This window comes from Brevibacillus fortis, from assembly GCF_003013395.1.
In the GTDB taxonomy this organism is placed as follows: domain Bacteria; phylum Bacillota; class Bacilli; order Brevibacillales; family Brevibacillaceae; genus Brevibacillus; species Brevibacillus fortis.
Genome location: NZ_PXZM01000028.1, coordinates 16,726 through 30,202 on the forward strand (window position 1 = coordinate 16,726; position 13,477 = coordinate 30,202).

Consider the following 13,477-nt stretch of genomic DNA (forward strand, 5'->3'; position numbering starts at 1 on the left):
CGAGAAGCTGTCTGATGAGGACAGCTTCTTTTCGTTTTCGCAAGCATGTTGAGACTGACAAAGGTTGACACTTCCTGACACATAGGGTCATTTTCCCGGTTTTTCCTCCGAATCGGTTATACTTGAGTCAAGCGAAACAAGTAAGAGAGATACGAGCCATCCGATGAAGCTGTCGGGTGGCTTTTTATGTACGCCGATGATTCAACTGTCCGGCGAGCGGGGAAAACGGCGACTAGCGCCACACGATGTTGCGAGTTCAAAGCAAAAGGCTACTCGCTCCCTGCTCGGCGGGCATTTGCCGTGGATGCCTTGCCAAACGAAGGGAAGTAGTGGGGGGAAGAGACATGTGACGAAGACAGAGGAGAATACCGCAAGTATGGGAGGTGGAAGCTTGATGGATCGTGAGCAAGCCGTTCTCATTGAACTAGTGAATGAAGCGTATCCAGAGCTGGCTACTGTTGTGAATGTGGACGACTGGATGGCGCAACGATTCCAGCCGCCAATTGCGTTTCTTTTGACGCAAGGGGTCCGTGAAGAAGGAAGAAGCCTCACTTCCTATCAGGTGGTCTCAGAAGCAGCCATCGTCCTCCACTATCCAAAGGTAGCAGGTGTCTATCAGCCGCTTTCAGCTGAACCGCTGCGTGAGCTCCTTCGCCAAAGGCAATTTAGCTATCAAGGCAAGACGTCTGGATTGTCCATCGAAATTGATAGCTCCACCTTGCGTATTTGGCGGGATAAAAAGGACCGGACGGAAATCGCGTTCCAGTTCACCTACAACGTGGCGGTGCAGAGAGCAGTCACAGAAAAAATCAATGAATTTGATGTAGAGGGGGTCCGATCATAGTGGCACGAAAAGAACAACAAGCACAGGCCCCAGAGCTTGTGCAAACCAAACAAGAGTGGATCAAGAGCGCCGCTTACCTTGAAGCCGAACGGTTCGAGGTAGCAGGTGCTCTTTTTTCTGAAACAGATGATCAACTACTGGCAGAAGGACAAGTGAAGAGCCGACTGACCAAATACAAAGGCGGGGTGTAAGCATGACCATTCAACGTGAACGTCCAGGTGTAACGGTGGAACTGATCGCAAAAGCAAAAGAACGTGTAGTACCGAAGAGCGGTGTCGTATTGGTGCCGTATCAAGCAGAGTGGGGCGCGCCAGATGAGCTAGTGAAGCTGGGGAGCTTTGAGGAGCGACTGGCACAGACGTTTGGCAAGGTCGATACCGTGGAGCTGGCAGCAGAAGGCGGCGCGACGATTCTCGCGTACCGCATGACGAATGGTACAGCCACAAAAGCAGTGTATGAGCAAGCCGATGCGATCAGAGTCGAGGCCCTGTATCCAGGTTTGGTAGGTAACGAGTTGAAGGTTACGATCACGGCCTCAACGTCCGAGCCAGGTAAAAAAGAACTCCAGGTAACAGGCCCGCTGCAAACCGAGAAGTTTTCGTTTGCGGATGCGAATGAGCTGGTAGCGAAAACGAGCCAATCCAACTACGTGCGTGTGAAAAAGCTGGGCGAGACTGCCGTTACAATCGTGCCAGAAACAGCGCTGACAGGAGCGAAAAGTGGCACAGTAGCGCTTACCTCTGCTGACTCGACTAAGCTGTTTATGGCGGTTGCCGGTGCTGATTTTGACACGATGTATCTGCCTTTTGACGATGCGGCTGTACAAGCGGCAGCGAAGCAATTCATGAACGATCGTCGCACGCAAAACAAGAAGCTCAGCACACTGGTAATCGGTGGCAAGGCGGCCGAAGACGAGAACATGGCGAAGCACATCGAGCGCTCTGTGGCGCAAAATGCCCGTTTTGTCGTGAATAGTGCGATCGCTGGTCAACACAACAATGGAAAAGTATACGGCAGCCTGGAGTGGGCCGCATGGGTAGCGGGTATGATTGCCGCGACACCTGCGCATGAGTCGCTGACAGCCGTCGTCGTTCCATTGAAAAAAGTGCTCAAGGATTGGGGCCACACCGATATTTTGAGTGCTCTCGGCTCTGGTACGCTGATCGCAACTCGCGACGGGGATGTGTACATCATCGAGAGCGCCGTCAATACGCTGGCTGTTCTGGGTACGCATGAGCGCGAGGACTACGGAAAAATCCGTGTTAGCATGACGCTGGATCAGATCGTCAACGACATCAGCCAAGTCGGCAAGAAATACAAAGGCAAGCTCGGAAACAACGATTTGGGCGGCGCGGTGTTTGTCTCTGCCGTCAACGCGTACATGACTGTCCGCGAGCAGCAGGGCGCGATTGATACGGGCTGGACGTTTACGGATCAAAAGAACGGCATCGGGGATCGTCGTGGCTTCCTGTTGTCTGCGAAGCCGCTTGATGCCATCGAATACTTTGACATTGACTGGGAGGTGCTGTAATTGGCTATTACACGCGATATTAAACTAAAGAACTGCCAAATTTACGATGAAAACGGAGACCCGATCTTCGGTACCCTGGAAGGCAAAATGGTCCTCAAGGTAGAGTACGGCGATACGAATCGTCTGCAAAAAGGAAAAATCCAGACCGTCAACGACTGGCATGTCGAAGTGACATTGAAAATTACCGCAACCAACGCTGCGTTGAAATACTATTGCGTCGATCAATTGACGCAAGGCAAGACCCCAGTCCTCCCATTCCTGATCGGCGAGACGCTGGACAAGGAAGCTGGCAACTCCGAACGCGTCCGCATCTCCAACATCGTGTTGAACCCAGACGAGATTACGCTGTGGGAAGCCAAAGCAGACGGCAACGATCACGCGACCTACGACCTGAAAGGGATGTCCATCGAAAAGCCAGACTACCTCGATGAATTGCCAACGTACACTGAATAGGAGAGTGCTTGAATATGAACAAAAACAAACTCGAGAAATTTTTGGCCAAAGCGAATGAACAAGCTTCGCGAAAAGAAATCACGGTAAACATCGACGGTGACGAGTGGAAGGTTCGCCAACTGAATTTGTCCGAGCTGCGCGAGTGCGAACGCATGGCTGACAAAGGCGAGAAAACGGATTGGTTCCTGTACAACGATGCACGTCTGGTGAAAGCCACCGAGCACGATTTTCCTTGGAATCAAGAAGAGCTGAAGAAAGCGTACAAGGTCGGCACCAAGTACGAGCTCGTCGAGAAAGTTTTCCGCGACAATCCAGAAGGCTACACCAAGCTGCTCAATGCTGTCCGTGAAGTCAATGCAACCCAGACGGAAGAAGAAGCCATTGAAGAAGCAAAAAACTAATCCGATCTGACGGCGAGGCCTGGCACATTTGCCGCGCTTTTCTAAAAGGCAGAGGCCGCCCGTCGGATCTACTCGAGTACGAAGTCGATTTGTACAAGCAGAAGCTGTTTATTTTTGCTTGTCAGATGATTGAGGCAGAGGACGAGGAAAGAGCTGGGGGGTAGGTCTCCTGGCTTTTTTCGGGTTTTGCTGGGTGAAGAGAGAGACAGCAAGGAGAGACAGGGGGTGAAAGAATGTCTGAGAAACTAACGAAGTTTTTTGATGGTTACAGTGAAGTGATAGGGAAGTATGAAGAATTCAAAAAAGGGTTATTTAATTCTTTTACTTCGCTTACCGAAAAGGCACTGGGAACGACTCTTAGTTCAGTCGCACAAGAAGCGCAGGCAACTGAAAGAGAAAAGACGCTTTTTGAAGTGGGTGGAAAAGATAGTAAGCAAATTTTGCAAATCGAAGAGACTTCAAGAACAATCCTTGAGCTTAACCCGAATATAAAGAAGGACCAAGCATACGCCCTCATTGCCAAAGCTGATCTCGTGCATGCAACGAATGGTTTAAACTACGCAGAAAAAGCAGGCATGCTTAAATACACGACGAGGCTTACAGAAGATGAAGCAATGAAAATGATGGGTTCCATGGAGTTCTCTACTGGACATGAGAGTACCGTTAGGACGTCAAATGCCGTTCAGTATATGAGCAACAAAGGAGGGGGAGCCATTACCGCAAAATTTGTGGAGTCTATGGCTAACTTCAACTTTATGAATGGCAAATTGCTGAATACGCCTGAAAAAATGGCAAATACGTATGTCTCCATAGGGAAACTTCTGAATGATTTTAAAACCTATGGTGCGTTGCAAGAGAATGCAATGAAGATGGCAGAGAGTGGCGATCTGGCTAAAATCCTTGAGAAGCATTATACGGCTCAAGGGAAAAAGGATGCAAAGACCCGGGCCGACGACGAAATAAAAAGGCTATATCGAGATATCGCAACGGGGGAGAAAGAAACAATTAATATAGCCCTCGGAAAACTCATAACGACTTTTTCTTCCATAAAAGATGAGACAACACAAAGAGATGCATTCGCTGGGTTGACAGGCGATGCTGGAGATGAGTTGTCGAAAGATCTGAAAGAAGTAAAGGATATAGTTACAGGGGGTTTTGTACCAGAATATGAAAAACAAAACGAATATAAAGTCGGGAATGAAGCGGTGAATGCACATAAGCTGTCTGCACAGAACGATGTTTATTTCAAACCTGGGCAGGCACAAGCGATGGCGAGAAACGAGGCCATGGAGATCGCGACTCTGTACACAGAACAAATGTCTGGGATAAATACAGAGATTTCGAAAGCAGCTGAAGGAGTAATGGGCTCGTTTAACTCTTTGGACGAGTCGATAAAAGGTACTGCGATTTTTGCCGGAGGATTACTACTCCTTGGTAGTGCTCTGAACATTCACACGACATCTCAACTGAAAAAATTCAAAGATCTTCGGACAACAATAGAAAAGTTTCCTCAAGAAGCAACTGGCGGGAAAAACTGCTGCTGTTGTGAGGGTAATAACCGTAAAAGTAAATCAGGTACCTCTTCAAAAAATAGACGTAACAAGAATACTCCTAGGAAACGACGTACGAGTGAGGTCATAGACCAGTTAGCAGATCAGTTAAAAGACCAGCTCATGAACCGCTTTCCTTTTGGGAAGCGCAAAGGTGGACGCAATGGTAGGCTCATGTTGGGCCTTGGGCTTGGGGGATTGTGGTTGGGTAAAGACAAGCTTGTGGAGCAGTTCAATGGCTTGTCATTCGACCAACTCAAGGATGGGTCCATGAATAAACTTGGAGAATTGCACCCGAGTAAGCTCAAAGATGGACTCATGAAAGGCCTTGGGCTTGGGGGATTGCAGTTGGGTAAAGACAAGCTTGTGGAGCAGTTCAAGGGCTTGTCATTCGACCAACTCAAGGATGGGTTCATGAATAAGCTTGGAGAATTGCACCCGAGTAAACTCAAAGACAAGCTCATGGAACAATTCAACAAATTGCCCATCGACAAAATGAAAGCTGGGATGAAAAAGGTACCCAAACTCGGAATCATCGAAAGCCTCGCAGAAGTATTCACATCGGAGAACAAGCTTGATGCTGCAGCTCGTTTGGGGGCGGAATCCCTCGGTGGCTGGGCTGGAGCAAGATTAGGAGCGACAGTCGGATTAGCCGCTGGTTCACTCGTTACCCCTGGCGTTGGAACAGCGATCGGTGGTGTGGTCGGTGGTGTCGGTGGAAATATCGGTGGATCAATGGCGGGAGGTGCTTTATACGACTGGATCAAGTCGTGGTGGCAGGACAAGCCTCTTGAACAATCTGTGAGTACACAACCACAAATACCAGCAGGCCCTCCTATTCCAAGTCGTTCTCCTGTTGGCAACTCGCCTGTAAAACAACAGGCTACCTCGGTGAACATTCCACAAATTACGGTACCACTCCACGTACAAGGCGTATTACAGGATATCCCAACCATGATGAAAATGCTTACTGACCCAACTGTCGCCCAACGCATTAAAGACATCATCGAACGCTCACTTCTGGATGCACTAGAGACGAGGGGAGGGATAACGACATGATCCGCCTACAAGGCAAATACAGGCTGACTTTTCCTGTCACACCTGCGGAAATCCAGTTTCGCGGCTACGGTAACGACATCGAAAGCACGACATCAATCACGTTATTGTCCGGCAACCGCATCTCTTCCAGACGCCCGAAGTCCATTTCCTTTGACTTCATTTTGCCCGGAGACAGTACGGCTCCCTACGTTGAGGTGCAAGGCTATCAAGGTCCCAGACAGTGGCTTGCTGGCTTGGATCGCTTAACGGGCTCCGAAGCACTTTTGACCATTGACGAGCTTGATCTGGCGTGGAATGTACTCATCGGGCCATGTGACGGCAAATTTCTTGGAAAAAACGTCGATTTTCACGGCTCGATTGAGCTTCCATTGTTTGTAAAAGATGAGTTTATTACGTGGAGCAATCAGACACAGCTTTTATCCCCAGGTGCAGTCATCACACGACAGCAGCCAGCTCGTCCGAATACGAGCGGGAAGGTAGCAAAGAAGACACAGAAACAGCAAGCGGCCCCACGGTTAGACAGCAAAAAATTGGAAGACAGGAAAAGAGAGATTAACGAAAAGCTAGAAAGAGAAAACAGAATGTAACGGAGGGCAGATGAAATGAGAGTCATTTACGGAAAAGAACAGACCCGCTATGACCTGACCCCAGCCGTTACCGAGTTGTCCTGGTCCTCTGCCAGGGGACAAATCGCGCAAAATTGCGATGTGAGAATCAAAGAAGGCCCGCCGCTACAATCGGCGGGTTTTTTGATGCTCTTTGCGGGTGCAGAGCTAAAAGAGTCACAGCAGCTTTTTCACGGCCCGCTCGTTCGTTTTGACCGGGATGACCGGACTGACGACTTATCCGCAACAGCATACGAGCTTGGCTGGTATTTGCAAAAAAACGAAGTCTCAAGACTCAAGCTGGACGGGGACGCAGGGACGGAGCTTGCTCGAATTATTAAGTCGGCAGGTATCCATTTTAGCTGCCCGGCGTTCGGTTTTACGGTCAAGGAGAGAATCTCGTCCCAATCATATACGTCTCTCTTTACATCGCTGACCGAGCAAGCTTATGAAAAGACAGGCATCCGCTATTTCGTGCAATATCAGCGTGAAAAGCTGACGGTACTCCCCGAGGGGAAAAACAGCATCATCCCGATGTTCAAGGCGAGCTTACTCACAAGCAGCTCGACAGGTGAGAGTATCGAGGATGTTTACACTGTCGTGACAGTAGAGCGCTACCGGGATGATCGAGTGGTAAGTAGTGCAACGAAATCTAACGATAATCTGGTCAAACAACTCGGACGCATGCAAAAAATCATCGACGCAGGCGAAGACAAAAACGTGGCTGGATTGGCAGCCAAGCAACTCGCAGAGTTGTCCAAAATCCCCAAGACACGCTCCATTTCAGTCAAACACGAGGATGAAAATGCCGCAAGGTTACGTGCGGGCTGGCTCATTAAAATCATGGAAAAGGACAATAAAACCATCACGGATTGGCTCGTCACCAGCTGCCAAGCGCGCTGGCAAGGCGGTCAATACACAATGGATCTCCAATTGGAGAGGAGGACGTAAGAGATGCATTCGTTTATCGCAAAACTGCGAGGGCACGCACAGGACGGCATCGAGAATACGCAAGGGGAATTCGGCAAGCTTTTGTCGCTCTCACCCTTGTCTGTAAAGCTCGACGAGGACCCGACACCCTTGGAACCGTATGAGCTGTTGGCATTGCGTTCTGCCCAATTAAAGCTAGAAGATGTGGGCAAAAAAGTAGCCCTGTTGCGATGTAACAACGAACAATACCTCCTGCTTGGGGTGGTGGAGTAATGTTTCCAGAGCTGAAAGGAGACGAAACACAACTGGTTCAATCTCCAGATAACCCGATTCCATGGACATACAAATTCGACTGGACTACAAAACAATTGCAGAAAGGGCCAGATGGTCGCTATTTGCGGACGACTACCTATGAGGAGTACCTGGCAGAGACAGCAAAGAAAATCCTGAATACGCGTCGTTTCCGGTACGAGATTTACTCAGAACGATACGGTGTCGATTTTCTGTATGAGACAGGAAGGATGCGCTCGGGAATATCGTTGCCAGCGATTAAAACGCAAGCACAAGAGGCGTTAGAGGCTCACAGTGAGGTTGAGCGTGCGGAAGTGGTAGACATTCGGTTTGAGGACAACCGGGTTATTTTTTCGCTCGAAATTGAGGGTATGAGAGGGACAACTAGGACGGAGGTGAATACATGGCAACGTTAGACAAACCAGAAGTGCCGATTCTCAGGGAAACCCCGGATCAGATTTATCAGCGGATGGCTAATCGGATGACACTGATAGCACAAAAGCGTGGAGAGACGCCACCAGCGACGGAAGAGGGAGAAATCTTTTATGACCTCGGCTATCCGATCGCAGAGGAAATCAGCGATCAGCAGCAGTTATTTGAGTACGGTTTTCTCCAGCGTTTTCTCCCCTGGGCGGATGGAGAGTTTTTGGATGCAACAGGCGTATTCTTCGGCTTATCTCGCAATGAGGCGGAGACAGACGACGCATATCGGCAGCGCTTAATTGATCGAGCTCGTACAGAAGAGGGAGACGGCAGACGTCAAGATTATGAGCGGTGGGCACGAAATGTTGACGGGGTAGGCGGAGCCGTTGCGATTGAGAAGGCAAGACATGACCTATCTATTGATGTGTATATCACAGACCTGACAGGCAACCCTGCGGGGCAGGAACTGGCCACGAGTGTACGGACGAAACTGGAAGACAAACGAAGGGCCTTGCATGACTTGCAGGTGTTACCCGCGAAAGTGTATCCAGTGACGATCGCTGTAAAACTTGCTTTGCGACCAGATGCGGAATTCGAGAAGGTCAAAGACCAAATTACTACGCAAATCAAAACCTACCTAAAAGGGCGTTCTCAGATCGTGTACCAGCAGATCGGAGCGCTCTTTTTCGTGGATGGGGTAATAGATTTCACGGGCTACACCTTAAACGGCGCGGAATTGAATTTGACGGTGCCTGCTGACTCTGTATCGACACTAACCATGGCGGTGACAACATGATTCCAGAACGCTATCGGCGGATGCTGCCGCCGCAATGGTACGAGAATGAAGTGGCGGAATATCACTTTGAAGGTGCAAAGACAGTTGTAGATGGTTTCGATTTGCAGCGTGAGGACATCTTACAGCAGTTTAGCCCATGGTCAGCTACCTGGGGGTTGGATGTCTGGGATTGGATTTATTTCGGTAATAGGCAGCTGATGCCCATTGAAGAGAGACGTAAAAATCTCCAAAGAAAGCATTGGGCTAGGTTGCCATTTACGTTACCCGTTCTAAAAGCAATGGGGCAGACGGCAGGGAAGCTAGAGAAAGTAACAGAGGATTACCCTAATAAGGAGATCGTTTTCGAGTTTTCAGCGGAACAATCAGTTAATGGCGTTGATTTGTCAAAAGATTTTGAGGGGATTCGACCTGTTCACGTCAATAGTAGCAGAGTATTAGTTAACAGCAGAGGTGAAACAATTCGTGTTTTAAGTGAAACCCGATTCAGCAATGTAGAATATCAAATCTGTGGGACGTTCTATCCCGAGGATGATATGGAGGGACGTATATTTCGTGAAACAGTCGGAACGGTTGAGGATGCTCGTTTCCACTCAGTGGATTATCCGCTTACGAATATATTGTACCCAGAACAGGAGGTGTAAAGCTTGGCAATTGTTCAAAAACGGCTACTTGAATTGCTAAGGGATGACCTGAGTAATCATTTTACCGGGGCTTTGATTAATGTAAACGGTACGCTTCGAACTTATCCGATCCACAAAACACTTAAAAATGGTTTCAAAGTAACCAAGTATATCTACTTAGACGATGTTCAGGCACAGGGCCAAATTCAGTCGGCGGTTTTAGTAGACAGTGGGGGTAATGCACTAGCCATTAAAAACATGCAGGTGATTAAGGGTGACAGTGGGCTGTTAATCGCTTTTGAATTTTCGCTGGAAGTGAAGGTGATATAGAGTGACTTATCAAAAGACGACATGGGTTGACCATATTATTGATCCCGTAACAGGTGAGGTTGTACAGCAAGGGACAAAGATAACTGCAACACGGATGAATAAAATGGAGCAGGGTATTGCTGACGCGCAGGCACTTACTGAGGTCTTGGCACAAACAGTGATTGGTAGTCCGGTCATTTCAGGATTGGAATTTTCAGCAAACGAATTAACAGCTCGATGGACATCTGGTGTCGCCTATGTTAATGGTGTTCGTTTTGTGGTAAATGCAGGGAGCATACAGTTAAATGCTACACAAGGACAATACCTGTATTTGGACTCTGATGGAGTGTTGAAAAACACGACTTCTCAGGCAATCGCAGATGCCAAATGTAAACTCTGGTACTTTGCTACTGATGCGAGTTCTATTATTAGTTCAGTTGATAGTAGAAACATTGCATCGACAGAGATGTTTGTTAAGCAATCAGAAGTCGCCAACAGCGCAAATAAGATTCCTCGCCTCGATGGATCTGGTAAAGGAGCTTTTAGCATCACGGGTGATGCTTCCAGTGTTGGAGGTAAAACCATAGGGGCAGGGGCTAACCAAATCCCTACACGGGACGCCAGCAGCCGTTTGGTTGCAGATCAACTGGCGAATTTCAAGAAAAATAAAAGTGGCAAAGATGCAAACGGCATATTCAAGGTTGTTGAGTACCGAAGAGTAGCGGATAACACCTTGTACATGAAATCTACACTCTCAAATCCCGATGCGAAAGGTAATTATCAGACCGATACGCGAGTTTATTACAAAGCGGATGGAACAACCGCGGATTACACTGTCACAGTAACCATTACTTACGATGCTGATGGTGATGTTGTAAGTGAGGTGCCAAGTGCATGATAAGTGATATTCTTCGGGATCACGGCATGGGGAAAGGGATAAATGGGGTAGACAGGAAGGCTTTAATTGACATTGCAAACGCAGCGGATACTAACCAAAGTGTGGTAAAAACAATCATTATAAATAATTTAAAAGCTAAAGACCCTACTTTAGCTATCAATGCTTCTTCCACCTGGGCTGATATCATTGCAGCTATCCCAAATCTATACATCGGCAAAAAATGGGCTACTGGTACTGTTGCAATTCCGGGCAGTAGCGGCACAAATAATGAGGTTACCGTTACTGGACTTGGTTTCGTACCAAAGACTATTTTTGCCTTCAACACGGGTGATGCAACAAGTTCTGATGTTAATATTCACTGTTATACTGCATGCCCTTCATACAGCAATCCGATATTTACTGGTTGGAAGAAAGTAGACAACTGGTCTGTTGAAAGTAATGTTATTGCTCAATCAACAGCACCGACCACCAATTCATTCAAACTACGTAGCACTGGTGTTACAGGTTATACCAACTACATCCGTTGGTTTGCTATTGAGTAGAAAGGAGGTAGCATATGGCGCAATTACCAAACACAGCTTCCATCAAGGACATGGTCACAGCACTGCAAACGATGGAGTGCATAAACCAAAAAGCTGACCTTGCAGCAGTTGTAGGCAGCCCAGTAGTAAGCACCGATGATGTGGCGACGATTATTACAAAGCTGCAAAATGCAAAAAGTACGCTTGCAGCCAATCTTACCGCGAAAGGACAAGCGGCTAGTGGAAGCGAAGGCGTTCAGTCTCTCGCGGACAAAGTTGGGGCGTACAATGGGAAACGTTGGGCTGGCGGTACGTTTACAATAAACGGATCTGGAACAGTTACTGTAAATGGACTCGGATTTAAACCAAACTACGTTATGGTGTACCAAAACAATACCAGAAGTAGTTTCGACATCAATGTTTACATTGGAAATGCGAAAGATACCGACGTGTTTTTTAAGAATACGTTAGGACCTGCATTTGGAGGGCATGTATCGGGGTCAACCCAAAACCTTACTAATAACTTTCTCCAGATGTACGATGATTACTTTTCTGTTTTCGCCATCACCAACCTTTCAGCTACAAGTTTTCGCTGGCTAGCATTCGAATAAAAGGAGGAAATAGTATGCAACAAATCGGACGAAAAATCTATTTTGACAAATTGACAGGCAGTGTATTGGTGGATTCAGGCGAACGTGCTGGATTCGTGAGAGAAACAACTCAGGAAGAGGACTTCCAGGCATATGCTGCTCTGGCTGAGCGTGTCCCAGCAACTGTAGGCTGCCTGCAACTCGAATACGGTCAAGACTCGGACAAGTTCTCACAATACCAATATCGCATCGATCCTAAGAGCCAGACAATTATTTGGGATCTTACGCCTCCAACTGCTTCCATTGACCAGGTGAAAGCAGCGAAGATCGACCTTCTAAATAACGAATGCTTCAAAGCGATTCATGCTGGCTTCATATCTACCGCAACAAAGCACAGCTTCCGTTTTAATGAAGAGGATCAGGCTAACTTCAGCCAGCAAAGTACCTTATTTTTGCTCAAGCCTGAGTTGACAGAAACTCAATGGAAAACAGAGAATGCTGGCATTGTAACGCTAACCAGGGCACAGTTTATCGATGTGGTTTTTGAGGCGGGTCAGCACAAGCAACAACAGATCGAGAAGTATTGGACGTTGAAAGGAAATGTAGAATCTGCAACCACAAAAGAAGAAGTTGACCGGATCAACTGGTAGGAGGTCGAGCGTATGAACTTGAAGCGCTTTGACCTTCTTTTTGTTCGTGGCAGCTCACCTCTTGCTCGGCTGATTCAAGGAGTCACAAACTCGCCGTATAGTCATGTTGCCATCGTTCTGGATGAGTACCACATTGCCGAAACAGATTGGCGGTTTCCGTTGCAATGGAATCATAACAGCTACCCACCCAAGCAAATAGACGTCTATCGGTATCGAGGTGAATTGGAGTCTTGGCAGGAAGAGGCAATGACTGGGTTTATCCGGAAACACATCGGCACTCCCTATGACTTTTGGCAGACGAATACCAACGGGCTGTATCTACTCACAGGGGTGCCGATCCAGGACGCTCCTGACCGCATAAATTGCTCTGAAACTGTCGACGGGATGTTTGCTGCTGCTGGTATAAACTTGACGCCTGATGCGATAGGGAAAGTCAGTCCTGCTGATCTAGTAAAGTCCAGTAAACTTCAAAAAATCGCGTAACACTGGGGAGCTGCTAATGCGGCTCCCTTATCATTTGCCCCGAGGGGGTGAGGAGGAAGATGAGCTGATGAAGTTTTTACAGAGTTTAGAGCATGTAGTGACCCCAGCGAACGGAATGGCAGTAACCGCAGGAGTGTTTCTTACTCCGATTTTTCAATACCTATATGGAACTGGCAGGCTGGATATTTTGTTTGTGCTGTTTTTCATGATTGCACTTGATTGGGTCACGGGCATATCCGCAGCGAAAAAGGATAAATCCTATACGGCTGAATATGGCCTATCCCGAATTCCGCGTTCGCTGTTTCTTTTAGCACTGCCGGCTGTTGCAAATATGCTGGATCGGGTGATAGGGACACCCGGCTTTCTGTTTTATGGTGTCACATTTGGTCTACTCTATCATACATGGAACAGCCTCACAGCAAATGCCCACCGCGCAGGCTGGCCGATGCCCAAATCCGTCGAGAAATTAGTCAGCGCCGAAATCAAAGCAAAGACTGAGCGAGCTAAACGAAAGGAGTCCTAG

Annotated in this window: 19 protein-coding genes; all 19 read left to right on the top strand. The window is 47.9% G+C overall.

The genetic code is table 11. From position 1 onward, the window contains the following. Window positions 1–163: 163 nt before the first annotated feature. The 19 genes from C7R93_RS17225 (at window position 164) to C7R93_RS17315 (ending at window position 13,477) form a co-directional block, all read left to right on the top strand. On the top strand, window positions 164–844 hold the full coding sequence (locus C7R93_RS17225) for a hypothetical protein (RefSeq protein WP_244191573.1): 681 nt from the start codon (window positions 164–166) through the stop codon (window positions 842–844). Beyond that, entirely contained in the window at window positions 844–1,035 is a 192-nt protein-coding gene (locus tag C7R93_RS17230; RefSeq protein WP_106839973.1) for a hypothetical protein, read from the top strand. The genes C7R93_RS17225 and C7R93_RS17230 overlap by 1 nt, the downstream gene beginning before the upstream one ends. Before the next feature lie 2 nt (window positions 1,036–1,037). After that, window positions 1,038–2,375: a phage tail sheath subtilisin-like domain-containing protein gene (locus C7R93_RS17235; protein ID WP_106839974.1), complete on the top strand. Its 1,338-nt coding sequence runs from the start codon at window positions 1,038–1,040 to the stop codon at window positions 2,373–2,375. Continuing rightward, window positions 2,376–2,828 (top strand): hypothetical protein, encoded by a 453-nt coding sequence (locus C7R93_RS17240; protein WP_106839975.1) that lies wholly within the window; start codon window positions 2,376–2,378, stop codon window positions 2,826–2,828. A 14-nt stretch (window positions 2,829–2,842) separates the two neighbouring features. After that, window positions 2,843–3,229, top strand: a complete 387-nt coding sequence (locus tag C7R93_RS17245) for a phage tail assembly chaperone (RefSeq protein WP_106839976.1) — start codon at window positions 2,843–2,845, stop codon at window positions 3,227–3,229. A 233-nt stretch (window positions 3,230–3,462) separates the two neighbouring features. Continuing rightward, window positions 3,463–5,838, top strand: a complete 2,376-nt coding sequence (locus C7R93_RS17250) for a hypothetical protein (RefSeq protein WP_106839977.1) — start codon at window positions 3,463–3,465, stop codon at window positions 5,836–5,838. Beyond that, entirely contained in the window at window positions 5,835–6,425 is a 591-nt protein-coding gene (locus C7R93_RS17255) for a hypothetical protein (RefSeq protein ID WP_106839978.1), read from the top strand. Before C7R93_RS17250 ends, C7R93_RS17255 begins: the two co-directional genes overlap by 4 nt. A gap of 15 nt (window positions 6,426–6,440) precedes the next feature. After that, window positions 6,441–7,394 carry an XkdQ/YqbQ family protein gene (locus tag C7R93_RS17260; protein ID WP_106839979.1) on the top strand — a complete coding sequence of 318 codons (954 nt, stop codon included), beginning with the start codon at window positions 6,441–6,443 and terminating at the stop codon, window positions 7,392–7,394. A gap of 3 nt (window positions 7,395–7,397) precedes the next feature. Next, window positions 7,398–7,646, top strand: coding sequence for a hypothetical protein (locus C7R93_RS17265; RefSeq protein WP_106839980.1), 249 nt, complete (start codon window positions 7,398–7,400; stop codon window positions 7,644–7,646). Next, window positions 7,646–8,080 carry a DUF2634 domain-containing protein gene (locus tag C7R93_RS17270; protein ID WP_106839981.1) on the top strand — a complete coding sequence of 145 codons (435 nt, stop codon included), beginning with the start codon at window positions 7,646–7,648 and terminating at the stop codon, window positions 8,078–8,080. The genes C7R93_RS17265 and C7R93_RS17270 overlap by 1 nt, the downstream gene beginning before the upstream one ends. Continuing rightward, the gene (locus tag C7R93_RS17275) at window positions 8,068–8,883 is read left to right on the top strand and encodes a baseplate J/gp47 family protein (RefSeq protein WP_106839982.1); all 816 of its coding nucleotides are present in this window, start codon (window positions 8,068–8,070) and stop codon (window positions 8,881–8,883) included. Before C7R93_RS17270 ends, C7R93_RS17275 begins: the two co-directional genes overlap by 13 nt. Further along, window positions 8,880–9,524, top strand: coding sequence for a DUF2313 domain-containing protein (locus C7R93_RS17280; protein WP_106839983.1), 645 nt, complete (start codon window positions 8,880–8,882; stop codon window positions 9,522–9,524). The genes C7R93_RS17275 and C7R93_RS17280 overlap by 4 nt, the downstream gene beginning before the upstream one ends. Before the next feature lie 3 nt (window positions 9,525–9,527). After that, entirely contained in the window at window positions 9,528–9,833 is a 306-nt protein-coding gene (locus C7R93_RS17285) for a hypothetical protein (RefSeq protein WP_106839984.1), read from the top strand. Window position 9,834: 1 nt separating this feature from the next. Then, complete coding sequence (locus tag C7R93_RS17290; protein ID WP_106839985.1) at window positions 9,835–10,710, top strand: hypothetical protein; 876 nt, start codon at window positions 9,835–9,837, stop codon at window positions 10,708–10,710. Further along, on the top strand, window positions 10,707–11,252 hold the full coding sequence (locus tag C7R93_RS17295; protein ID WP_106839986.1) for a hypothetical protein: 546 nt from the start codon (window positions 10,707–10,709) through the stop codon (window positions 11,250–11,252). The genes C7R93_RS17290 and C7R93_RS17295 overlap by 4 nt, the downstream gene beginning before the upstream one ends. Window positions 11,253–11,266: 14 nt before the next feature. Then, a complete protein-coding gene (locus C7R93_RS17300; RefSeq protein WP_106839987.1) occupies window positions 11,267–11,842 on the top strand; it encodes a hypothetical protein in 576 nt (191 codons plus the stop codon). A 14-nt stretch (window positions 11,843–11,856) separates the two neighbouring features. Next, a complete protein-coding gene (locus C7R93_RS17305; protein WP_106839988.1) occupies window positions 11,857–12,471 on the top strand; it encodes a DUF4376 domain-containing protein in 615 nt (204 codons plus the stop codon). Between the two features lie 12 nt (window positions 12,472–12,483). Beyond that, the gene (locus C7R93_RS17310; protein WP_106839989.1) at window positions 12,484–12,954 is read left to right on the top strand and encodes a C40 family peptidase; all 471 of its coding nucleotides are present in this window, start codon (window positions 12,484–12,486) and stop codon (window positions 12,952–12,954) included. Between the two features lie 67 nt (window positions 12,955–13,021). Beyond that, the gene (locus C7R93_RS17315; protein ID WP_106840003.1) at window positions 13,022–13,477 is read left to right on the top strand and encodes a phage holin family protein; all 456 of its coding nucleotides are present in this window, start codon (window positions 13,022–13,024) and stop codon (window positions 13,475–13,477) included.

Bases quoted from the DNA above. Each gene is read 5' to 3' on its own strand.
- C7R93_RS17315 (WP_106840003.1), top strand. From the start codon at position 13,022: ATGAAGTTTTTACAGAGTTTAGAGCATGTAGTGACCCCAGCGAACGGA.
- C7R93_RS17245 (WP_106839976.1), top strand. From the start codon at position 2,843: ATGAACAAAAACAAACTCGAGAAATTTTTGGCCAAAGCGAATGAACAA.
- C7R93_RS17255 (WP_106839978.1), top strand. From the start codon at position 5,835: ATGATCCGCCTACAAGGCAAATACAGGCTGACTTTTCCTGTCACACCT.
- C7R93_RS17265 (WP_106839980.1), top strand. From the start codon at position 7,398: ATGCATTCGTTTATCGCAAAACTGCGAGGGCACGCACAGGACGGCATC.
- C7R93_RS17305 (WP_106839988.1), top strand. From the start codon at position 11,857: ATGCAACAAATCGGACGAAAAATCTATTTTGACAAATTGACAGGCAGT.
- C7R93_RS17275 (WP_106839982.1), top strand. From the start codon at position 8,068: ATGGCAACGTTAGACAAACCAGAAGTGCCGATTCTCAGGGAAACCCCG.
- C7R93_RS17300 (WP_106839987.1), top strand. From the start codon at position 11,267: ATGGCGCAATTACCAAACACAGCTTCCATCAAGGACATGGTCACAGCA.
- C7R93_RS17295 (WP_106839986.1), top strand. From the start codon at position 10,707: ATGATAAGTGATATTCTTCGGGATCACGGCATGGGGAAAGGGATAAAT.
- C7R93_RS17235 (WP_106839974.1), top strand. From the start codon at position 1,038: ATGACCATTCAACGTGAACGTCCAGGTGTAACGGTGGAACTGATCGCA.
- C7R93_RS17270 (WP_106839981.1), top strand. From the start codon at position 7,646: ATGTTTCCAGAGCTGAAAGGAGACGAAACACAACTGGTTCAATCTCCA.
- C7R93_RS17260 (WP_106839979.1), top strand. From the start codon at position 6,441: ATGAGAGTCATTTACGGAAAAGAACAGACCCGCTATGACCTGACCCCA.
- C7R93_RS17225 (WP_244191573.1), top strand. From the start codon at position 164: ATGAAGCTGTCGGGTGGCTTTTTATGTACGCCGATGATTCAACTGTCC.
- C7R93_RS17250 (WP_106839977.1), top strand. From the start codon at position 3,463: ATGTCTGAGAAACTAACGAAGTTTTTTGATGGTTACAGTGAAGTGATA.
- C7R93_RS17280 (WP_106839983.1), top strand. From the start codon at position 8,880: ATGATTCCAGAACGCTATCGGCGGATGCTGCCGCCGCAATGGTACGAG.
- C7R93_RS17310 (WP_106839989.1), top strand. From the start codon at position 12,484: ATGAACTTGAAGCGCTTTGACCTTCTTTTTGTTCGTGGCAGCTCACCT.